Here is a 21,247-nt window from a genome sequence, read left to right as displayed (position 1 = left end):
GGCGTGGCAGTCCCGAATATTAACTCCTATTTTAGTTGGGGGTTTCCAATACTCACTAATCACCAAGTTTCTTCAGATGGATTAGTAGAATTGCTCCAGATTTCTACATCTAAATCATTGAGATAAATTAGAGCACTTTCAATCTGTTGACTTGTACCGTTAAGTTCCAAATCAAACCAACCGTCATCTAAAGTTTTGACCCCCAACAAAGCTGCATTAAAATTTACCGTCAAACCGTATTCAGAAATCAGGTTAGAAATCACAGGTTCCTGATGGTATTCTTTAGGAACACGAATGCGAATGCGGGTTTGAGTTGGTCTGCTGTCACCACTATCAGATTTGGGAATATCTGATTCTTGGGTTTTGTGAAAATTGTCGATCGCCTCAAATTCAGATTCGCTAGTATTGTGAGCTAACATTTGGGCCTCCTAATGTTTGTTTCAGTTTACATTTTGCACCAAGATATTGTAGGGTGCGGATCGGCGATATTTTCCAGCTTCCCAGCAGATTGTCGATATATCCGCACCCTACTAAGGACTGACACCTGGGAACCCTACAGCCTAATGACTGATGATTATTCTTCAACCTCCTTAATGCTAGTTTTTCGTTCTAAAATCTCCTTAAGCACGAGGGTAACAACTGCTAAAAGACCGAGAACTACCGCAGCCGAAAATGCAGCTTGCGTCGCGTACTGCTTGTAAGCATCCTCTACAAACAAAGGCAAAGTTTGCGTTTTTTTAGCAATATTTCCCGACACCACAGAGACGGCTCCAAATTCTCCCATTGCTCTAGCATTGGTCAAAATTACTCCGTAAAGCAATCCCCAGCGAATACTGGGAAGCGTGACATTCCAGAAAATTTGCCAGTCATTTGCTCCCAAAGTTTTCGCCGCCTCTTCTTGATCTGTCCCCACTTCTTCTAAAACAGGAATCACTTCGCGGGCCACAAAAGGCAAGGTAACAAAAGCAGTAGCTAGCACCATCCCAGGAAAGGCAAAAATAACCTTAATATTGGCCGCCTCCAGCCACGACCCGAACCATCCCAGCCGACCGTAAAGCAGTACAATCATTAAACCTGCAACTACGGGAGAGATGGCAAAAGGCACGTCTAAAAGGCTGATTAATAGCGTGCGACCAGGAAATTTGTTGCGACCAATTACCCAGGCTGCACACAAACCGAATACTGTATTTATTGGCACGACAATCAGAGAAATTATCAGGGTTAGTTGCGCTGCGTGCAGAAAATCGGGCGAGGTTAAGTTAGAAAAAAATGGCTCAATTCCCTTTCTGAAAGCTTGATAAAAAACGTTAAGAGTAGGGATAAATAAGACAAGAGCTAGATAGACGATCGCAATTCCGATTAAAGTTGGTTTTACCCAAGCTTTTTCCTGACTCCGGCTAGAACCACTGGGCGAAAATTTGTAATCAGCGGGTGAATTGATATTAGCCGTCATAGCGTCTTCTCCATGCTTGTAAGAGATTAATTGCGAACAGCATTGCCAGGGAAATAGCTAACATGACAGTGCCGATAACTGTTGCTCCTGCATAGTCGTACTGTTCCAACCTTTGAAAAATTAATACTGGCGCGATTAAATCTTTGAAGGGTATGTTAGAAGCTACAATTACAGTAGAGCCGTACTCGCCAACCGCTCGCGAAAATCCGAGTGCTACTCCAGTTAAAATAGACGGAAATAGCGGCGGCAAAACTACTCGCCAGAAGGTTTCAAATTGAGAAGCACCTAAACACCAAGCTGCTTCTTCGATATCTTTTTCCATCTCATTTAAAACTGGCTGTACGGTTCTAACTATAAATGGCAAGGAAATAAATATCATCGCTATACCTACGCCCAATCGAGTAAACGATATCTTGATTCCCAAAGGTGCAAAAAGCGAACCAATCCAGCCGTTATCGCTGTAAACTGTGGCGAGAGTTAAACCGGCGACAGAGGTAGGTAGTGCAAAAGGCAAATCGACGACTGCATCTACAATCCGTTTTAAGGGAAAGTCGTAGCGGACTAAAACCCAGGCAATTAATGTACCGAAGACTCCATTAATTAAGGCCGCAATTAATGCCGTAAAGAAGGTGACATCATAGGCAGAAAGGGCGATGGGAGTGGTGGCAATTGCCCAAAATTCGGCGGGGTTTGCTGTGCTGGCTTTTAGCAGCATTGCTGCAACTGGCAGCAATAACATTAAGCTTAGGTAGCCTAGGGTTATGCCCCAAGGTAATGTGATTTTGCCGATCGCCTTTTTGATATTTTCGATCGGAGATTGAGGGTTACTGATTGCAGATGATCCAGCCATAAGTCAATAGTTTTGAGTTGGAAAGAATAATTGCTGTAGGGGCGGGTTTTACCAAAAATAATTGCCTAAAACCAATCATCTCGTAAACCCGCCCCGGCTCATTAGATAGATGTAGGGTGCGGATCCATCCTACAATCTGCAAGGCGCGATCGAATATATAGCAGTGACGAACCCTACCAGATACGGGTTTTACCAATAATTGCCTAAAACCAATCATCTCGTAAACCCGCTTTGGCCACTACTGTCTAATTGAACCTTGGATTTTGTCAAAAACAGCTCCGTCATCGAAGAATTTCTTCTGAATATCCCCCCAACCTCCTAAGTCTTGAGCTGTAAATAAGGTTTTGATGGGGGCATATTTTTGGACAAATTCTGGTTCCGCCACTACTGTTGCATCTACTGGGCGGAAGCCTGCTTTGGCAAATTCTCGCTGAGCTTCTGGGGTGTACAGAAACTTGACAAATGCTTCGGCGACTTCGCGAGTACCGTGTTTATCAACGTTTTTATCGACAATGGCAATCGGATTGTCGATCGAAACATTGACTTCGGGAATACTATAAGTCGGTTTTTCGCCTTTTTGACCAGCGAGAAGAATCTCGTTTTCGTAGTTAATTAAGGCGTCGCCTTGCCCTTGTTTGAAAAATACATCGGTGGCTTCGCGGGCATCTTTAGTCAGGATGGGGACGTTTTTGTAGACTTTAGTAGTCAAGTCTAATGCTTTGGTTTCGTCTCCTCCGGTTTTAACAACCGAACCCCAGAGTGCGAGGAAATTCCAGCGGGCAACGCCTGATGTTTTAGGATCGGCAGTAATCACTTTTACTCCGTCTTTACTTAAATCTTCCCAGGTTTTGATGCCTTTGGGATTGCCTTCGCGGGTGACTATTGCTCCTACGGATTTGCTGACTATGCCTTCGTTGGGGACTTCTTTTTCCCATCCAGGCTCAATGAGTCCGGCTTTTTCGATTTTTGCGGTGTCGAGGGCGAGGGCTAGGTGTACGATGTCTGCTTCTAAACCGTCAATTACGGCGCGAGTTTGGGAACCGGAACCGCCGTAGCTTTGGTTGAAAGTGACGGTTTGACCCTTTTCTTTTTGCCATTGTTCTACGAATTTGGGAATTATCGCTTCGTGGGCGGCTTTGGTGACGGCGAAGGATACTAGGGTTAATTCTACGTTGCCTTTGTTAGCTGCTGGGTTAGCACCGCCTGGAGTGGCTGCGGGGTTGTTGGTGGTTCCCTGACCGCAGGATGCAACGGCGAGACTTAAAGTTATTCCCACTAAAAATAGCGACACAAATCTTTTGAGCGCAGTCAATGATTGATTTGTGCTGGTGGGTGGCTGTTGTGGCCAGTGAAGGTGTTGAGTTAGGCGTTGCCACGGGCTCATTATATTTGTTCCTCTAGAGAAAGTACGGTTATTAGGTCGGAATACCGTAATTATGGTTGTGAAGTACGATTATAGACAAGAGCGAGTCAAAAGGCAACAAAAAAAATAAACTGGGGGAACTCAGGGTCGATCGCATATCCTGAAGTCTTTTCCGTCCGTGTTTTCGATTCAGATTCGGGGTAAAATGTAAAGTGTATAAATAAATATTATTATTGAGTTAATGTGCTAAGCTGGCGCGGCTGCACGATACGCCTGCAGGAGACGCCTTACATATACCATCGGCCGATCGCCCAAATCTAATAGCCCTGCCAAGAGTCCCCGCCCCAGCGAGATATGCCTGACTCGCGCGATCGTCCTTAACTAAGAAAAAGTTTTAACTGGTATGTCCTTACCCCGCCCAGTCTCAGACACCCTAATTGAATTGTTGAAGCCTGTAGCCTCTGAATTGGGAGAAAGATTGGGAGCAAGCGCTGTCAACGAACGCTATGCAGAAATTGAGCCGTCTGGTTCTTCAGCTTTGAAGCAGCAAATCAAAAAAGACCCCCGCTGGATTAAAGCACAAATGAGATATTTGCAGCGGCAGCAAGCCAGAGAACAAGAATTAATCGCACTCGCCGATGCAGAAGAAAGGGTAAAGGAAGAACGCGCTAATCGAATTAAGGCACAAGAATTGAGAGATAAGCGGGCAATTAGTCGGCTTTGCCGCGACTTAATGCGAGAGTTTCAATCAGAAGCAATTCGAGTTAAGCTGAGTGAAATTCAAACTATTTGGGACAGGGACAACTGGTTTTCTAATTTGAGCAGGCAGGAAACTGAACAGATTTTGCAGCAGCAGCAGCACCGATTGCTGCTGTTAGTTGCTCCCGCAAAAATTAGCGAAGATTGCCCTGATTCGTTTCGCCACAATCTGAATATCGAGCTGCCGGCTAAGTTAAGAGCTTTTTTGAACCAGCACTACCCGCAGCACGGAGAGGTGTGTCCGGTTCAGTTTTACGGAGACTATTTCAAAAAAGCCATTTCTGATATTGATGTGGAGCGGTTGCAGAGTGTTTTGTCTCCCGTACCTACAGCTATACTGTACAGCGATATCAGCGATTATGAAGTTAATTTTCATGTCGGTTTTTGGGGAATTATAAATCAGAGCGTTTCTCTAGTGGCGATGCAGCCTTGGAATTGGGAAGAGGTTTATCACCAGTTGGAGGCGCAGGGTAAAGATGAAAAACTGAGCCTGCGGATTATTCGGCAAATAATTGTGACTATTCACAAGTTATTGGCGGCTTTTTTAGCTGATTTGTATTATTTAAATATCGACTTTACTCACGAGCCTCAGTTATTTAAATTAGAGGCGGAATTTGCTCAGGAATGGTTTTCTAAAGATTGGGCAAAACCGTATATTGAAACTCTTAAAGAAATTCAGGAGCAGCAGCGAATAGTCTATAAGGGAGAGATGCGGCGGCTGGCGCTGCGAGAGGCGAAAGCTAGGGCGGAACGCCAGCGTTTGGAGGAGGCTGAACTCAAACGCAGACAGGAAGTGGAGGCGGCATCTAAACGGGCAAAGGAATTAGCTCACAAATTAACACATCAGAAATGGCGGTGTGTGTGTACGCTGCCGGGACATTCATCGTTTGTGAATTCTCTGGCGATTAGCCCTGATGGCAAAATTCTGGCTAGCGGTAGTTGGGATAAAACTATTAAGATTTGGAATTTAGAAACAGCGGAATTAATTGGCACTCTGACGGGACATTCCGATCGCGTAAATTCGGTTGCTATTAGCTATGACGGAAAAATGTTGGTCAGTGGCAGTTCGGACGAAACCATTAAGTTTTGGAATTTGCACACCGGTGATTTGCTGTGTACTTTTCCGGGACATTCTATGGAGGTGAATTCGGTGGCGATTAACCCGAAGCGCCTGGTAATTGCTAGCTGCGGCGGGGCTGATAATACAATTAAGCTGTGGAATTTGCGGAGTGGTGAGTTGCTGCGGACTTTGAGGGGTCATTCTGACAATGTGAATTCGGTGGTTTTTAGCCCGGACGGTAAAATATTGGCGAGTGGCAGTTCGGATGCAACGAGCAAGGTTTGGGATGTGGGAAGCGGTAAGTTGCTGCGGACTCTTTCGGGGTTGAATGTTGGGGTGAATTCTGTGGCGATCGCGCCGGACGGTCAGATTCTTGCTAGCGTCAGCAATGATTATACGATTAAGCTGCGGAATTTGCATACGGGCAGTTTGTTGCGGATTTTAAATACTAATTCTGGAAGGGGAAAGGGTGTAACGAATTTAGGAACGAATGAGGCGGTGCATATTTTGCAGAATTATGTGAGTCGGGGCGAGTCGGTTGCTATCAGTCGGGACGGTTTGACTTTGGCTAGCGGGTGGGATGATAATACGATTAATATTTGGAATTTGCAGACGGGGGAGTTGTTGACAAGTCTTAAGGGACATTCGGGTACGGTGTACTCGGTGGCGATCGCGCCTTCGGGCAATTTGCTTGCCAGCGGCAGTGCGGATCAGACGATTAAGATTTGGCGGTGCGATTAGTTAATTGGCAGTGGGCAGACAATTTCGGTTTTGCCCTTACGGGGACGGGTTTTGGGCGAATTTGAAAAAAAAATGGCTGGGGGGGTTGCGCTAATGACTATAAGTTTGCTATATTAAGTTTCACTGCTGGTGTAACTCAGTTGGTAGAGTAGCTGATTTGTAATCAGCCTGTCGCAGGTTCAAATCCTGTCACCAGCTTTATAGCAGTTTTCAATCGGATTAAATACAGTAGGGACATGGCACTGCCGTGTCCCTATCTGATATGTGCTATTTTGTACCTTTGGGGCGGGTTCGCGTGCCCACCCCACAAAAGTTTTAATAAAAATAGCTGCACAAGTTAAATGTGCGACAAATTACAAGGCTTAACCTAACGCAGCGCAGGCTGTTTTCAACCATTCAATTGTTGCTGCATCAAGTACGGGTTCCAGTTTCTCGACTACCGAAGCGTGATAATTATTCAACCATGCGAGTTGAGTCTTTGACAGTCGATAGACATTTATCAATTTGCGCTCAAAGGGAATATACGTCAGCGATTCAAATCCGTACCAAACTGTACCGTTTTTTGAGGGCATTTCCCTGACAACATAGAGATTTTCGATGCGAATTCCGCCCCACCCCGGTTCGTAATATCCCGGTTCAATACTCGTTACCATTCCGGCTTCCAGGGGATACTGCACAGATTTGCTGATGCCGTTTGGCCCTTCGTGACCGGCTAAAAACGCGCCGACTCCGTGCCCGGTGCCATGTCCGTAGTCTAGCTGTTCTTGCCATAATACCGCACGGGCGATCGCATCTAATTGCGCTCCCGTTGTTCCTTTGGGAAATTGCTGCATTGCACAGTTGATGTGCGCGATTAAAACTGTTGTGTAGTGTTCTATTTGTAGCGCCGTCGGTTCTCCGATACTTATGGTTCTCGTATCGTCGGTTGTACCTGCTAAATATTGCGCGCCTGAGTCAAGCAGCAGCAATTCTCCGGGTTTTAAGGTGACTTCTGGGCTGGGGGTTCCGTAATGTACGATCGAGCTATTGGCTCCCGCACCGGCGATCGTTCTAAAAGTTAAAGTCTGAAAATCTGTTTCTTCCTGGTAAAATCTTTCGATGCTTTCTTTGACATCAAACTCTGTCAAAACCTTACCATTTTCTAGCTGTTCTGTCAACCACTGCAAAGTCAAAGTTTTCGCTCGACTTGCTTTGAAGTTGGCTGATTTCATCTGCTCAATTTCTACGGAATTTTTGCGAGCTTTCATCCCTTCTACCGGATGCGCCTCAAAAACTATTTCGATGTTGTAAAACTGCGCTTCTTGATGGTTTAATATTAACTGGTACGTACCTGCTGTGCTGTGTTTTGGGTCTAAAAGTACCCGAACTTTATGTGGCAAATTTACGCAAGTTTCTAATGTATGCGGATAGTCTGCGTAGGGAAGCAAAGTTACATCCGCCCGCAATTCTTGCTTTATTTCTAGCGAAATTCGTTCGGTATTTGTAAACAAAAACGCTGAATCTGTGGTGACAATGGCATAGGATATGAAAATGGGAATGTGGGGAATATCAGATCCTCGGAGATTGAACAGCCACGCTATTTGATTCAGGTTGGTAATCGGAAGCACATCAATGTTGGCTTTGTGCATCGCTTCCCTGACTCTGGCTAATTTTTCGGCGGCGGTTTCTCCGGTCAGGAATGCAGGTAAGCTAAATATAGGTGCTGCATCAATCGCGGGTAAAGTCTCTGCTGTTTGCCAAGGAGTTTGCGATCGCACTTTGTCTGTCAAATTCTCCCGGATTGGTATGAGATCAATCTCCGCAGTTGCGAATTTTTTCACCCAATTTTGATATTGCTCTGTCGCTACTGTAAACGGGTCAAAACCCAGGCGAATTTTAGTTGATTTTTCGACCGATTCTACCGCGAGTTTTTCTAAAGTTTCAATTAAGGTTAAATTTCCTTCTAAGCCGAGTTTCGATATTTGAATAATTCCAGTATCGACTTGCAATTCGGCTTGTTCGTAATAGCGGGAATCCACAAACAACCAAGCGGCATCTTTACCAACCAACAAATCGCCAGCGGAACCCGTAAAACCGCACATCCAAGCTCGCCGCTGCTTGGCTGCTGGAACTGATAAATTTAAGTGTTCGTCAACCGCTGGGATGTAATAGCAATCTAATTCATAATCTGCCATCAAATCGCGCAAGTCTGCCAGTCTTGCAGCGGAGGTATCTTGGATATTTGTATTTGCTTTTAAATTAGTGGCAACCATGTTGAATCTTCCTATTTTACTTGTTTAAAATTGTCTTCAAACCTTTAACCAATCTCCTAATACCTGCGGTGGCGGTTGCTTTTTCCAAAGCACCGTAAGCAACGCGCAAATAGCAGCCGTTATCCATGCCGAAGGTTGTACCGGGAAGCACTGCTACGTGATATTCGCGAATTAATTTTTCTACTAATTCCATTGTATCGATTTCAGTATCAACTTTCAAGAAAAAGTAAAATGCTCCGCAGGCTGGGGAAATTGTACACAAATTTTGGATGGTATTGAGTTCGTCTAATACGAGTTGTCGCACAGATGCGATCGCCCTTACATAATTATCGCAGTAACTTCTACCAACTTGCAAAGCTCCTAGGGCTGCATACTGAGAAATTACCGGCGGACAAATTAAGATTGTATCTTGAATTTTTCTCACTGAAACGAGCAAGTGTTCTGGGATTACCATATACCCGATCCGCCAACTCGCAAAACCGTAGGCTTTGGAGAGGCTAAACAGAGAAATTGTATGTTCGCTGCTGTTGGGAAAAGCGGCGGGCGAACAGTGTTTGACACCGTTATAAGTAAAATATTCGTAAGCTTCATCACTGATGTGATAGATGTTGTGCTGGCGACAAATTTCGTTCACTTCCCGGAGGGATTCGGAAGGATACACAACACCAGTGGGATTATTTGGGGAAATGGTAACTATGGCTCGCGTTTTGTCCGTAATTGCTTTTTTTATAGCATCAATATTAAGTTGATAATTGGCGTCAGTTTCTACTATCACAGGTCGGCAATTGGCCATAATTGCCGCCATTTCGTGGTTGAAGTAATAAGGGGATTGGATAATAACTTCGTCTCCCGCCGAAGTGATAGCGAGAATGGCGTTGGTAAATCCCATATTGCTGCCGGCGGTAACGACAATACAGTTTTTGCTGTTAATTTCTATGTCATTATCTGTTTTAAGTTTGGCTGCGATAGCATCTTGTAATTGTGGAATTCCTTCCACGGCTTTGTATTTGTGATTGTCGGTATTTGCGAAGAATTCGGGAATTCGGTCAAATGATTCTTGTGGCGGATTGTAGTAAACTACGCCTTGTCCTAAAGATATGGTTCCCGGATTTTGGCGGATTAGTTCGCCAACTACTGGAATTATTGGCGACTGTACCGATTGCATTCGATTCGGGTAATTTTTCATCATATATTATAGGGAATTGTAGGGGCAGGTTTAGTGATGATTTACGTCCTTAAGCAAGTTTACTATTTCACGCACGCGCCTCTTACTTCACGATCTATGTACTTCTATTTTAGAACCTTGGGGGGATTTAGAAACTTTAACTTGTGCGGGCAATCTTTCGCCCAATTCTCGAACGTGGGTAATCACTCCAATCAGCCTTTCTCGCTGCCGCAAAGATTCTAAAATTTGAGTAACGCTTTCGAGAGTTTCGGTATCTAAAGTACCAAATCCTTCATCTAGAAATAAGCTGCCCAAGTGAGCTCCTTGAGACAGCTTTTCGGACAAAGCTAAAGCCATTGATAAGGAAGTGGCAAAGGTTTCGCCGCCGGAAAGAGTGCGCACTCGTCTAGCTTCGCCACCGTTCCAATTATCTGCTACCCAGTATTCGCCGTCTTGGTTTCTTAGTTTGTAGCGATTTTCGGTTAATTCTTGCAAAATTAAGGTGGCGCTGCCGACTAATTCTGCTTCTAAATGTTCTAAAATGTAGGATTGAAATTCGTTGGATTTGAGGTTCTGCGCTAAGGTGTGATAAGTTTGCTCTTGTTCAGTAAAATTTGTGATTTGCTGTGAAAGTCTTTCGGCTTGTTCGAGATTTTGAGCTGCTACTTGAATCCAAGCTAAAAGTTCGGCGCGGTTGTTGTTGGCTTGTTTGAGGTTTTCTTGGGCGGTATGTTTTGCCGATCGCACTTGTGCTAAAGTATCCTCATCGGTAGTTCTGCCTGCGATCGCCTCGCTCAAATCTTTCGCCCGCGTCTCTAACTGAATTTTTGATTCGCGGTGAGAGCGAATAGCATTTTCCCATTCTGATTGTTCCTTAACTGTCGCAACCGCTGCTAAAAATGTCTCTTCTGTGAAATCAGCCGCCATTAATTTGGCTGACCATTCCAGGTTGATATGCTGTTTATGAGCCTGGGCTTGTCCAAAAGCTTCTCCAGCTTGTTGCTCTCTCTCTGCGGCTTGAATAACCTTATTTTGAGCAGTTTGATATGATTTTTCGGCAACTTTCAGCAGATTTGCCAAGTCTTGCTTGTCTTGTTCTAAGACTTTTGCTAAATTAGCATAAGGTTGATATTCGGTAATTTGATAAAGCGCATTGACACAACTTTGCAACTGCTGCTGGCGGCGGTCTGATTCGGCGATCGCATCTTGATATTCCTGCTGTTTAGCTGCTTGAGTTGCCAGAGCAAAATTAAATTTTTGTTGAAAATTATCATATTCCAATGATGCGAGTTGGAACTGCTGTTCGGCTTGGCGGTATTGGCGATCGCTCTCTTTAAGGAGTGCCAACTCCTGCTGCAACCCCAAGCTTTCCCAGTGAGGATTTTCCAGCACTTGAGTGATTTGCTGCTGCAATTGAGCAACTTTATTCGCAGTTAATTCCAACATTTGAGCAATTTCAGACTCTTTTTGCAGGCTGGCTGAAACTGCACTTTTTGCCTCAGCCTCCAACCTTTGAGCAGCTTGAAAAACCTGATTTGCTGCCGCCAATTTCTGCCGCAAACCAGCGACATCGACAATATTAGAATTCGGCAAAGGAGGGAGCCGATCACTCTCAGGATGCACCCCCCCACACACCGGGCAAGTATCGCCAGAATTCAGCGACATTCTGACAGCAGCAACACTCTCTAAACGTGCCGCTTCCGCATTAGCGGTTTGGGCCGCTTCTAACTCGCGATCGCACTCTTTTACTCGGATTTCGGCTGCTTCTAAATTAGTGGCAACCTCCACATAATTTTTTTGAGCGCTTTCCTTCTCTGCCAGAGATTTATCCAACTGTTCTTGCTGAGTCTTTTGCTGCTTGGTAATTAGCTGCAATTCCATCAATAAAGGTGAAATTTGCTGCAATTGCTCTAAACGCTTTCCTCCCGGCGCATACTGTTCGAGCTGTGCCGCTGCTTGAGTAACTCGAAAACCCGCGCCTTGAATTTTAGTGTTAGCAGCTTGCAGGTCTTTATCTGCTGCCATAAAAAAGCGGAGTTTTTCCTGTTGAATTTTTTGGGCAAGCGCCACTTCTTTTTCTAATTGAGCGCGCTGTTCTTCATATACTTTCGCAGCAGCGAGAGCATCTTCCCGAGCCTTAATTTGTGGCGCTAGTACCTCTTCTTTCGCTTTTGCCGCGTCAAGTTGCTGCTGCTCTACTGCCAGCTCAGAGCGAGCTTTAATTAACTGCTTTCGCGCTGCCACCGAGGCACTTTCGGCAGTTTCATACTGACTGCGAGCCGATCGCACTAAAGCCCAATCTCCCTGTAAATGATTGGCAGCTTGCGCTCTCTCTAAACGCTGTGCTAAAATTGCAACCTCAGCAGAATTAGCATTTAATTGGGTCAGTTCTTGTTGTAACTCTTGCCAGCGAGCGATTTGCGAAAATAGCTGTTCCTCTTCATCTAGAGCCTTCTGAGCTTTCATCACAGCGCGATCGAACTGGGGCAACTGCTGCTCTAAAATCAAAAGTTGCGATCGTCTTTGCTCCACCTCATCCGCCGTCGGCGCACTCAGCTCAGCTAGCTGCCTTTCCACCATTTCCCGTTCCTGTTTCAGCAACTTTGCAAGCTCATTTGTTTCCTTCCGCATCTGCTCAAAAATCTCAAATCCCGCTAGCTGCCGCAAAATTTCCCGGCGTTTTGAAGTATCCCCTTTAATAAACTCATCAAACTTGCCTTGAGGCAGAACAATTGCTCGCGTAAAAGTATCAAAATCCATTCCTAAAATCTGTTCAATGGTATTTTGAACAGCAACGATACTCGTCCCCAAAGTTTCCCATTGACCATTTTGCCAGTTGTCCAAAATTACCTTATTTTCGGGAGATTTCGGACGGAAACGCCACCTTCGCGTCACCCGATACTGTGCCGAACCCACAGCAAAACGCAACTGCACTTTTAAATTTTCGCTGCCTTGACTCGCCAAATCACTGACTTGTTTGCCGCTGCGAGTAGTAGTGCCAAAAAGAGCGTAAGTCATGGCATCTAGGAGTGAAGATTTGCCCGCACCTGTAGCACCAGTAATGGCAAACAAATCGAGTTGAGAAAAATCTAAACGCTGTTCCCGGTGGAAGCTGGTAAATCCTTCGAGAATAAGTTCTAGTGGACGCATACTGATTTTAGATTTTAGATGGTGGATTTCTATTAATCTTTACCAAGCTCTGCCTGGTAAGGCATATTGAGAGGCTCTGGCTCCAATTTTCCTATTTAAGGGCGAGGCAGAGCCTCTGGATATTGGTTCCCAGACGGAGCCTGGAAGTTAAAATAAGGGGGAAGGACAAGAGTATTTAATTGTTAACTGTTTCCTTAAACTTCTTGTACAAGTTGTGAAATTCCTCCAATACTGCCGGTTTCGGTGTCGTTCCCAATCGGTTTTGATAATAGTTGCAAAACTCGGCTGCCGGATCGAAATTATTGGGATCGATATTAGTTATTTCGGTTGCTTCTACCGCTGCCTCTGGATAGCGCGGTTCAATTAACAGCGCTTGAGAACAAATTTGGCGCACTCGATCGGCAAGCCCGATTTGCGGACTGTCCAGTTCGACAATTACTTTCAAGAAACCAGGATGATACTGATGAGCTTCTAAAGTTTCATCGAGATTGTCGTTATGACATTTAAGCACTTTTAACGGCTTGTGGCAAGCCACAGGCTTAAATTCCACCTTTGCCTCACCTCCCGGCTCAACTTCTATCAAGCAAAATCCTTTTTCCTGTTCCGCTTCTCCAAAATCTAACTGAATCAAAGAACCGGAATAATAAGCGAGAGAAGTCTCAGAAATCCGCTGGTGAATGTGGATATGTCCGAGGGCAACATACTGAGCTTCCGGCGGCAGAGTTTGCGATGACAGGAGGTATTTTTCTCGCGTGTAATAAGCGGCTTCAGATTTTGCCAAGCGAGCGCCGTCAATACTCATGTGTCCCATGAGAATATTGACAGTATTGTCTCTAAAATCCCTGGTTAAATCTTCGAGTAAATATGCTACAATTTCGCGGTAATCTTTTCGGCGTTGGGCATCGCCAGACTGCCAGAGAGAATTAGCATCTAATAGTCTTTGTTCGGAAGCAAAAGGCATCGCTCCCACACAAAGTTTACCGCTTTTTGTATTAAGAGTAATTGTGCCGCCGTCGGCGGAAAGCCTGGGTTTGCCTAAAGCGCGAACACCGGCGAGGGAAAGCAATTGCGCGATGCTGTCGATGCGGGATGCCGAATCGTGATTACCGGCGATCGCAATTGCGGGAATTCCTGCTGCTTGGAGTTCGCAGAAAAAGTTATAAGCAATGCGTTCGGCGTAAGCGGGAGGGTTGGGCACGTCGAAAATGTCGCCAGCGACGAGCACAGCATCGACATCCAAGGCTTTTGCTTGCTTCAAAATCTGTTCCAGGGCGATCGCAATTTCAAAAGTGCGATCGATTCCTCGAAAACGTCGCCCTAAATGCCAGTCAGCAGTATGAATTATTCGCATAGTACGAGGAGTTTTTTGTTTATTTTAATACTTTGTGCGATAGCTGCTATACGAATTGATTCCTTCTGCGGCTGTTATACTCACTCCGACGGCCGATTAACTCGAATCAGTAGACTTCTCAGTGTTTCTAGATTAGAAATAGCTTCATTAATGCTTACAGCCAGCCGTTCCCAGTTTGGGTCGTTTGTGCAGACAATTATGCCCGTATGGTCAGAGTTAAACCTATGCAGTCGAATAAAATCAGGTCTATTTAATGTCAATACTGCACGATTATTGCTAATAGCAAAATCTAGAACTTCTTCATCCGGAATCTTTTGGTTAGCCTTCCCCGCTTCTTGAACGGTCAGGACATCATGGCCCAAATTACGCAGTAATTTTACAACAGGAAACGGGTATTGTTCATCTGCATAAAGACGCGCCACAGTTTATGCCTCTTCCTGTTCTCGAATTGCTCTTTCAATCTCATCAGGATATGCCTCAGCATAACTAAAAGCATTCACCAAATCTGCGGCACTCAGATCGGGATGACCTTCTAAAATATGAGCATCGGTGGCACTTTGACGGCGATAACTTACCAAAAGCCAAACAGGAATCCGAGTTGTTCGGATACAGGCTTCTCCGCCCATGACACCGGGAGTCTTTTGAATTCCCGGCCAAAAGTTGCTTAAACTTTGGGCTAGGAATTGTATAGCTTGAGCCTTTTCTTCGGGAGTTAAAGCCAAGAGTTGCGGTTGCAATTCTTTGAGTGTCATCTTCGTAGTAACTGAAGTCATAAATGTCACTTTTTGTCGTCCTAGAGGTATTCTAGCACTATTATACTCACAACTTCTCTTCCACAGGCTTCACATCGTGAAACCGAGTATAATCAACCACCCGCCCTCCCGTCGCCGATTTCAAAAGAATATCTACAAACCGCATATTCCACATAATTTCAGATGCTACAAAAGAATGTCGCGCATGAATAGTTTGCGAAACTGTTTCGTCAATTCCTGTTAAAGTAATTACAATTTCCGCTTGCTGTTCCATCAAGTCTTCGGCAGTAAGTTGGTACAAAGGACTGCTCTCCTCAATTGCGTGCATAACCGTCCAAGTTAAGGCAAAAACCGGAGAGTGACTTCGCATTAATTGCAAATCGTAAAAACGCCGCATAAATTCTCCTTCCGCTGTTACCTCGTTGCGGATCAAAGTAGCTCGCTGCTGCGCTTCTAAAATTTGGTTAAAACGCTGATTTGCAGTGCGGTACATCAGAGTCGGAACGCCGTTGAAAGGAGCGATCACAGCTACCCGGCTGAAGATAACTCTAGCTGTTGGTCTGGAAAATCTCGAAAAAGCCAGTCCCGTCACCATCGCCACTCCCCACAAACCGAAAAGCGCTTGGATCGCGACTATAGTATTAGCGTAATCCGTGCGCGGATACATAGAGCCGTAGCCGATCGTCGCCATTGTTTGCACGCTGAAATAAAAGGCATCTGGGAAAGAACCCGGCCGCGCGTTAGCAATGCAATCTCCTCCAGCCAAGTAAGCTAAGGCAAATAAAGAATTCGTGACTGTATAGGAGAGACAAATCAGGATGAAAAATCGCGGCCAAGAAAGAGTCAGCAGCCTGTGGTAGAGGTCGGCAAAATGCAGGCGAGGTACTCCCAACTTGACAATATTTAAGGGGAATTGTCCTTTGCGACTGACTAAACGAGCCTGTGGCTGGTGGTTGCGGTTGATTTTCATTGCGATTTGTAACTGCGGCTGTTTCAATTTGTAACTATTGCTTTGACCGGGAAAACTTATCCTTTAGACTGATGTCTGATTCCAAAAATTCGGATAAAAGCGGAGTTTAGAAATGGTTGAGCTTAACTGGCATGACTATCTCGTTATGGTTTCTTTTGTGGCTTCTATTGCGGGTCTAGTCCTGCTGTGTGATAATCGCAACTCGCAGCCAACGGACGATCGCACTTTGAGCGAAGAAATCCTAATCAAGATGAGCTTTACTTACTGGATAGTGTACTGCATCTCTTTTTTCGGGCTGAAACTTCACCTACCAGAGGATAGCTGGTTATTGCTCAGTTTGAAGCTGACTACGGTTCTTTCTTACTTGTTGACTGCTTCTAGCATACTCAGCCTGCCGCTGCAACGCATGGCTGTCCGACGAGTTGAAGATTAAAAAAAAGTGTTTGTAGTGGGGACTTCAGTTCTTTCGATCGCGGTGAAGAAAAACTAAAGTCCTGACTGCAAAGCTATTTGAGTTATATTACCGGGCCATAAGCTCACAGCTAGCTGTGAGCTTGTTTAATGGTTTATTATCTGAGGGATGCAGACTAACGCGCCCAAAATGGCTAGGGTCGATCGCACTCATACTTGAAATTGCCACTCTGTTTCTGCTGTCCCTGGGCTGCGGCCATCTCATCGAGTATCCGTTGGCGAAGCCGGCGCATTAGGGCATAGCAGTATGCCACGAACTTAGCTAGTTAGGATTTAAAGCCTTTAGAGCTTTTCTTTTTCTCCTGCGGTTTAGACTTTGACTTATTAACTTCGCCTAAAGCTTCCTGAAATAAGTTGTGCAGGTGCAGGGGAACGCTTGCAATTTCGGGGAGTTCGGGTTCTAAGGGTTTTTTAAACTCTTGCAGCAAGGCATCTAAATCGCGATCGAGCTGAAAGTCTGTACGTTCCAATACAGTTCGCAAAATTTGTTCTAATTTCGCTGGATTAACTTTAGCTAAGTGTTGCCAAATCCAGACATTAATTGCAGGATCTTCTAGATAGTTACGCACCAGCTTTTCGTAACCAGGAACGGTTGAAAAGTCTTCGGCTGCTAGCAGTACAGTAAATTGAGCGTAAGTAGACAAAAAGGTTTGTCCCCAGCGAGGATGAGAAAGTGCTGTCACCTGTTCGGCTTTTTTGAAGCGATCGGGCAATTCGACTTTCGGCATTACCATTTTTGAACTAGCATTGCTGTCGAGCATTACCTCAACTGCGTTAGTATCGGCACCTGCAGCCGCGATTGCTGCTGCTTTGACTTCTTCTCGATCGACTCCGGCATCTTCAACGATCTCCGCCAGAGATTTATGTTCATCAATGCCGATATCCGCTAGGCGTTTTTTAGTGATGAATTCCTGAAATTCAGCCAACTGTTTATTCAGGTGATACCCCGATAGCGTTAATTCATCACTACCAAAAAATTCGGTAAAATCTTCATGGTACTTTTCTACCGACTGCCAAGCTTGCTCTAACAATTCCGGGGCATCGCTGTACAGGTTCTTGTTGTGATTTTGCTTGAAATTGCCGATCGCCACCGCCAACTTCGGCTTACCCAATTTCCCCTTCAGGATGGGAGAGCTCGAAAGTATCCACCAGTCATCGGTGAGGGGAGCAATCCGAGCCAGCAAGATTTCTCCTAACTTAAAGCGAGACATTTCTGCAAGAAAATTAGGACTGTTGGGCTTGACAACGTAGTGCTTAGCTGTCAGCCAGTTCATCAGTTCAAACCTGTCGGGAGAAAGTTGAGTGATTTCAAATAAGCCAGTGAAGCTTCTGTTCTCCCAACTTTCGAGCAAGCTACGATCGCTCTCGGTTAAATCCGGCTGACTTTCGACAAATAGGTCGATCGGCGTTTTCTCTCCGACTTTACCTTCGATGGTAAAACTGTCAATCACTTGATTTTGCTGAGCAATATCGTAGCGCTCGCCGGTCGATCGAGCTGCAGCATAAGCTTCCAAAGCTACCGCCAACTCTCCCTCAGCATCCAGCACAAAGTCAATTAAATTTTGCTTGAGTGTCCAAGCTCTTTCCAAGATTTCATCCACAAGTAATACCAATTTTGAATGAGAGGATTTAGATTAACAATTATCGGACTTGAAGCTACCGACCCTTTACGATCCGGCTGCGATTGAAGAAAGCGCATCGCGAACAATGACAAAAATATGCGATCGATGGCTCAGTCCTGAATTAGTTTAATTTTAAGGCTAATAGTTAAAAAAAAATGTTAATCTCAAACGGAAGCATCCCGATTTTGTAAAAAGCATTTTTTAGGAGTGCGATCGTCCCGCACAGCCAAGCCTCTACGTCTCTAGCGAGTTATCACAGCGAACAGTCCTGTGAAATAAAAATCGTGCTGAAAAATGCGATTTCAAGGGATCATAAAAATACCCTCTCCGATGTAGAGAGGGGCTGAAAATCCCCAAAAACTTCGCTAAACTCGCGTTAAAAACTGTGCCATCTATCAACAACAGTCGAGAACGCAGCAGCCGGGGTTTTTTTGATCAAACACTTCTCTCCATTCCGGTACCCGGCTAAAAATAACCGGAACGCTTGAGTTTGTGTGTCTCCAAGACTGAGAAATACTTGGCGTAAGCCCTTAGCGACCGTCTTTGTCAATGTCACCAGGAACAGCGCGTTCCACCCGATCCCAAGCGTCCCGCGTGGCGTGCTTAGCTTTTTCCCAACTCACATTAGACTTACCGCGATTTGTTTCGTAGTCGCGCTGCAAATCGGGTTCAATCTCGTGGTATTTCTTACCAGTAGCGCCATAGCGGCTGTATCCCTCATAACCGGTGCGGTATGCAGGCTGATAGTCTTCGTAAGTCGCGCTCGTGTCCACGTAAGGACGCGAACTGTAGTTGCTTTGCCAGTAAGCATCTTCTACCGTGGGGTCGATCGCCTCGGCCACACCTTTGCCCACCAAACCGCCGCTAAACGAACCCACAACAGCGCCTACCACTGCTCCTACAGGCCCGCCGATGGCACCCCCGATCGCAGCACCCGCAGCACCGGCACTCGCCGCACCAAGACCCGTTCCTACTGGATGAGCCCCTTTTTCCCCGGAAATCGGGTCTAGGTTAGCATCAGGTTCATGTACCGTTTTTTTGTCATCGCTCATGATATTTTTTTCCTTTTATCTAAATGTAACTATTATTAAATTTACCTTTTAAATTCATATCTATTCATCTGCCTTAAGGCTGAAGCTGCTAGCTTTAAAAGGAGGGAAAAGATAAAATACTTCTCACCTCACAAACGAGTTTTACACGCTACTTTCAAGCGATAAGGTGCGCCGAGGCGCACCCTAGATAATTATCTTCAAGTAAGTTCTGACAGTAGCTTCATTGTCTACTCACTGAAGCTGTGTATTTACCAGCCACTTGAGTTAGATATAAATCTCTTGATTTATTAGTTGCCCGTGACTTTTTCGATCAAATCTTCAGCTTTTTGAACTATTCCTTCTTGCGGGTGTTCTCCCTTGTACTCCTTTAAGCTTTCGTCATAAGCTTTCTCGACCTTTGCAGGATTTTGAGAGGTTTTGACTATATCTTCGTAAGCTGCTTGGGGATTGAGATCCTCGAATCTTTCTGCGGGGTCAGTAATTTTAGCTTCCGGCGGCGCCTCAGTCCTGTCTTGACCTGCGTAAGCACCCTGAGTGGGTACTACCGCTAGACCTACCAGACTAATCAAAGCCAGCGTACAGACCAGCAAAATGCTTTGAATCAATGTTTGTCCGAGAGCTTTTAAAACCCGCTTCATATCAACTTCTCCTCGTATTTTTCCGCAAAAATTATGGTGTTTGTCGCCCCTTCACTGCGATCGCACATTGACTACCTTGGTTCAAGCGCAATCTTTGTCGCAGCTACCGCATCTAGAGCGAGCCAAAAGGGATGTTTCCCGTGATGTCCCATATCTTAAGCGCCTGCTTGTTACTATTACTTCTACCAAAAGATAGATTAGTTAGACAAGCGGAACTCGTCTCCTATGAGAGGCGATCGCAATTTCTGCGAGGAACCCTATCTAGGGGTTTTCCCATCAATTACGAAGCCGCTGACTCTTCTCTTTCGGCGTGTGTTTCGCGTTTTAGCAGTTCGGGCAAAAATCCCATTTTCCAACATTTTAAAGTCCTATAAATAACCTAAGTAACTACAAAACCACCTGCTCTATGTCTAGTTTTCTGTTCTGCATAGCTCGTTCAAATAGCTCAGTAGAAAGAGCTTGTTCTACCGACCAAACGCCGGGTTTTTCCAGTTTTCCTTCTAACATTAATTGAGCGATGCTGCCAGTACCGATGCCAGTAGCGACGGCAGCATTGGGGTGTATCGCTGTCGAGCAAACTTTAGCGGGTTGACCGTTTTTGAGACCAGTCACTTGCGATCGCACTGCCACGCCAACCCCACTAAAAGTATTAGTAACACTGGTCATCCCATAACTGACATAGGAGAGAAATTCAATCACGGAGTTATTTTTGAGCCAGCTAGCAGGCCAATACTTGGCAACAAACCAGGTAAGGTGATTGTAAAGGTCGGGAGACGTGCCGAATTTAGTCACAACTGATTTGACGGCGAATGTTTCGGGCAAAGTGATTGCCTCCGGCATATCGAACCAGTAAACCCCTGTTTTACCGTAGGGCGCGGGAAATTCAATTGTTTCGCGATCGCTGTAGGGTTTTACTTGTTGCCACTTGCGATCTTCCCAAACCTCAAAAGGAGTTTGCAAGCCTAAAAAAGTGGTTCTCATGACGGTAACACCAGCACCGCCAGAACCTCCGACTACATAACTCAAATGGATGTGTTCTGCTTCATCTAATTGTTCCACATCTCGCCGTACCATGCTATTAGACACACCGGGGAAAATGCCCGTATTAATAATAGCAGTAACCCCAGAATTTTTAGCAGTTTCGCGCAATTCTAAAGCTCTGCGAGTAAAACTGCGGCTGTCGCTGACATCCGTATAATTAACACCTGCTTCTATGCAAGTTTTCAATACACTGGCGTCTCGGTAGTGAAAAGGCCCGGCACAGTGAACGACAAGATTAGAGGATGAAACCGCTTGGTGCAGGGCTGCACTGTCTGCTAAATCTAAAGTTTGATACTGCACCCTATCCGGCGGCAATCCCGGCCCAATAGAGGCTTCAGAGTTGCGTCCGGTAACAGTAATTTCCGCGTCGGTATGGGTAACAAGGTCTTGGGCAACGCTGCTGCCAATTCGTCCCCGCCCACCGACAATCAAAACTCGGTTTGCCATCGCTAAAAAAAGGGTAACGCCACTTCTCAGTTTCTCAACTTGGGGCCAGCGTTTTCATCCGCATAAAGTATGAATTAAGAAGAATGCGAGATGCTGGGGGATCGGCGGCG

General features: G+C 45.4%; 17 protein-coding genes and 1 tRNA gene. 3 read left to right on the top strand and 15 right to left on the bottom strand.

The window, feature by feature from the left end:
- Nucleotides 1–59 precede the first annotated feature (59 nt).
- From QUA42_RS00355 to QUA42_RS00340, 4 genes are all read right to left on the bottom strand, one after another.
- On the bottom strand, nucleotides 60–419 hold the full coding sequence (locus tag QUA42_RS00355) for an NIL domain-containing protein (protein WP_333134110.1): 360 nt from the start codon (nucleotides 417–419) through the stop codon (nucleotides 60–62).
- Nucleotides 420–574: 155 nt separating this feature from the next.
- Nucleotides 575–1,453: a sulfate ABC transporter permease subunit CysW gene (gene cysW, locus QUA42_RS00350; RefSeq protein ID WP_333134108.1), complete on the bottom strand. Its 879-nt coding sequence runs from the start codon at nucleotides 1,451–1,453 to the stop codon at nucleotides 575–577.
- Nucleotides 1,443–2,303, bottom strand: a complete 861-nt coding sequence (gene cysT, locus QUA42_RS00345) for a sulfate ABC transporter permease subunit CysT (protein ID WP_333134105.1) — start codon at nucleotides 2,301–2,303, stop codon at nucleotides 1,443–1,445. Before cysT ends, cysW begins: the two co-directional genes overlap by 11 nt.
- 238 nt (nucleotides 2,304–2,541) lie before the next feature.
- Entirely contained in the window at nucleotides 2,542–3,687 is a 1,146-nt protein-coding gene (locus QUA42_RS00340) for a sulfate ABC transporter substrate-binding protein (RefSeq protein WP_333134103.1), read from the bottom strand.
- 382 nt (nucleotides 3,688–4,069) lie between these two features.
- Here QUA42_RS00340 and QUA42_RS00335 point away from each other — a divergent pair, with 382 nt between their 5' ends.
- Complete coding sequence (locus QUA42_RS00335; RefSeq protein WP_333134101.1) at nucleotides 4,070–6,226, top strand: WD40 domain-containing protein; 2,157 nt, start codon at nucleotides 4,070–4,072, stop codon at nucleotides 6,224–6,226.
- Nucleotides 6,227–6,351: 125 nt separating this feature from the next.
- A tRNA-Thr gene (locus QUA42_RS00330) sits at nucleotides 6,352–6,424 on the top strand.
- 164 nt (nucleotides 6,425–6,588) lie between these two features.
- Here the strand turns inward: QUA42_RS00330 and QUA42_RS00325 are convergent.
- The 7 genes from QUA42_RS00325 to QUA42_RS00295 form a co-directional block, all read right to left on the bottom strand.
- A complete protein-coding gene (locus QUA42_RS00325) occupies nucleotides 6,589–8,478 on the bottom strand; it encodes an aminopeptidase P family protein (RefSeq protein ID WP_333134099.1) in 1,890 nt (629 codons plus the stop codon).
- Nucleotides 8,479–8,494: 16 nt separating this feature from the next.
- Nucleotides 8,495–9,667 (bottom strand): pyridoxal phosphate-dependent aminotransferase, encoded by a 1,173-nt coding sequence (locus QUA42_RS00320; RefSeq protein WP_333134097.1) that lies wholly within the window; start codon nucleotides 9,665–9,667, stop codon nucleotides 8,495–8,497.
- A gap of 84 nt (nucleotides 9,668–9,751) precedes the next feature.
- On the bottom strand, nucleotides 9,752–12,793 hold the full coding sequence (locus QUA42_RS00315) for an SMC family ATPase (RefSeq protein ID WP_333134095.1): 3,042 nt from the start codon (nucleotides 12,791–12,793) through the stop codon (nucleotides 9,752–9,754).
- Between the two features lie 175 nt (nucleotides 12,794–12,968).
- Nucleotides 12,969–14,144, bottom strand: coding sequence for an exonuclease SbcCD subunit D (locus QUA42_RS00310; protein ID WP_333134094.1), 1,176 nt, complete (start codon nucleotides 14,142–14,144; stop codon nucleotides 12,969–12,971).
- Nucleotides 14,145–14,224: 80 nt separating this feature from the next.
- The gene (locus tag QUA42_RS00305) at nucleotides 14,225–14,566 is read right to left on the bottom strand and encodes a DUF5615 family PIN-like protein (RefSeq protein ID WP_333134092.1); all 342 of its coding nucleotides are present in this window, start codon (nucleotides 14,564–14,566) and stop codon (nucleotides 14,225–14,227) included.
- A 3-nt stretch (nucleotides 14,567–14,569) separates the two neighbouring features.
- A complete protein-coding gene (locus tag QUA42_RS00300; RefSeq protein WP_333134480.1) occupies nucleotides 14,570–14,896 on the bottom strand; it encodes a DUF433 domain-containing protein in 327 nt (108 codons plus the stop codon).
- A gap of 67 nt (nucleotides 14,897–14,963) precedes the next feature.
- Nucleotides 14,964–15,866, bottom strand: coding sequence for an ion channel (locus tag QUA42_RS00295; RefSeq protein WP_333134090.1), 903 nt, complete (start codon nucleotides 15,864–15,866; stop codon nucleotides 14,964–14,966).
- 112 nt (nucleotides 15,867–15,978) lie between these two features.
- Here QUA42_RS00295 and QUA42_RS00290 point away from each other — a divergent pair, with 112 nt between their 5' ends.
- Complete coding sequence (locus QUA42_RS00290; protein ID WP_333134088.1) at nucleotides 15,979–16,299, top strand: hypothetical protein; 321 nt, start codon at nucleotides 15,979–15,981, stop codon at nucleotides 16,297–16,299.
- 304 nt (nucleotides 16,300–16,603) lie between these two features.
- Here the strand turns inward: QUA42_RS00290 and QUA42_RS00285 are convergent, their stop codons facing one another.
- The 4 genes from QUA42_RS00285 to QUA42_RS00270 form a co-directional block, all read right to left on the bottom strand.
- Entirely contained in the window at nucleotides 16,604–17,938 is a 1,335-nt protein-coding gene (locus tag QUA42_RS00285; protein ID WP_333134086.1) for a hypothetical protein, read from the bottom strand.
- A gap of 551 nt (nucleotides 17,939–18,489) precedes the next feature.
- The gene (locus QUA42_RS00280) at nucleotides 18,490–19,011 is read right to left on the bottom strand and encodes a hypothetical protein (RefSeq protein ID WP_333134084.1); all 522 of its coding nucleotides are present in this window, start codon (nucleotides 19,009–19,011) and stop codon (nucleotides 18,490–18,492) included.
- A gap of 287 nt (nucleotides 19,012–19,298) precedes the next feature.
- Complete coding sequence (locus QUA42_RS00275; RefSeq protein WP_333134082.1) at nucleotides 19,299–19,649, bottom strand: hypothetical protein; 351 nt, start codon at nucleotides 19,647–19,649, stop codon at nucleotides 19,299–19,301.
- Between the two features lie 387 nt (nucleotides 19,650–20,036).
- Nucleotides 20,037–21,137, bottom strand: coding sequence for a saccharopine dehydrogenase NADP-binding domain-containing protein (locus QUA42_RS00270; RefSeq protein ID WP_333134080.1), 1,101 nt, complete (start codon nucleotides 21,135–21,137; stop codon nucleotides 20,037–20,039).
- Nucleotides 21,138–21,247: the final 110 nt, after the last annotated feature.

Origin of the sequence: Microcoleus sp. Pol11C2, from assembly GCF_036701505.1 — a bacterium.
Taxonomy (GTDB): Bacteria; Cyanobacteriota; Cyanobacteriia; order Cyanobacteriales; family Microcoleaceae; genus Microcoleus.
This window is presented reverse-complemented; position numbering and strand designations above follow the sequence as displayed.

Coding starts and splice junctions, on each gene's coding strand:
- QUA42_RS00355 (WP_333134110.1), bottom strand. CDS start 419: ATGTTAGCTCACAATACTAGCGAATCTGAATTTGAGGCGATCGACAAT.
- cysW (WP_333134108.1), bottom strand. CDS start 1,453: ATGACGGCTAATATCAATTCACCCGCTGATTACAAATTTTCGCCCAGT.
- cysT (WP_333134105.1), bottom strand. CDS start 2,303: ATGGCTGGATCATCTGCAATCAGTAACCCTCAATCTCCGATCGAAAAT.
- QUA42_RS00340 (WP_333134103.1), bottom strand. CDS start 3,687: ATGAGCCCGTGGCAACGCCTAACTCAACACCTTCACTGGCCACAACAG.
- QUA42_RS00335 (WP_333134101.1), top strand. CDS start 4,070: ATGTCCTTACCCCGCCCAGTCTCAGACACCCTAATTGAATTGTTGAAG.
- QUA42_RS00325 (WP_333134099.1), bottom strand. CDS start 8,478: ATGGTTGCCACTAATTTAAAAGCAAATACAAATATCCAAGATACCTCC.
- QUA42_RS00320 (WP_333134097.1), bottom strand. CDS start 9,667: ATGATGAAAAATTACCCGAATCGAATGCAATCGGTACAGTCGCCAATA.
- QUA42_RS00315 (WP_333134095.1), bottom strand. CDS start 12,793: ATGCGTCCACTAGAACTTATTCTCGAAGGATTTACCAGCTTCCACCGG.
- QUA42_RS00310 (WP_333134094.1), bottom strand. CDS start 14,144: ATGCGAATAATTCATACTGCTGACTGGCATTTAGGGCGACGTTTTCGA.
- QUA42_RS00300 (WP_333134480.1), bottom strand. CDS start 14,896: ATGACACTCAAAGAATTGCAACCGCAACTCTTGGCTTTAACTCCCGAA.
- QUA42_RS00295 (WP_333134090.1), bottom strand. CDS start 15,866: ATGAAAATCAACCGCAACCACCAGCCACAGGCTCGTTTAGTCAGTCGC.
- QUA42_RS00290 (WP_333134088.1), top strand. CDS start 15,979: ATGGTTGAGCTTAACTGGCATGACTATCTCGTTATGGTTTCTTTTGTG.
- QUA42_RS00280 (WP_333134084.1), bottom strand. CDS start 19,011: ATGAGCGATGACAAAAAAACGGTACATGAACCTGATGCTAACCTAGAC.
- QUA42_RS00275 (WP_333134082.1), bottom strand. CDS start 19,649: ATGAAGCGGGTTTTAAAAGCTCTCGGACAAACATTGATTCAAAGCATT.
- QUA42_RS00270 (WP_333134080.1), bottom strand. CDS start 21,137: ATGGCAAACCGAGTTTTGATTGTCGGTGGGCGGGGACGAATTGGCAGC.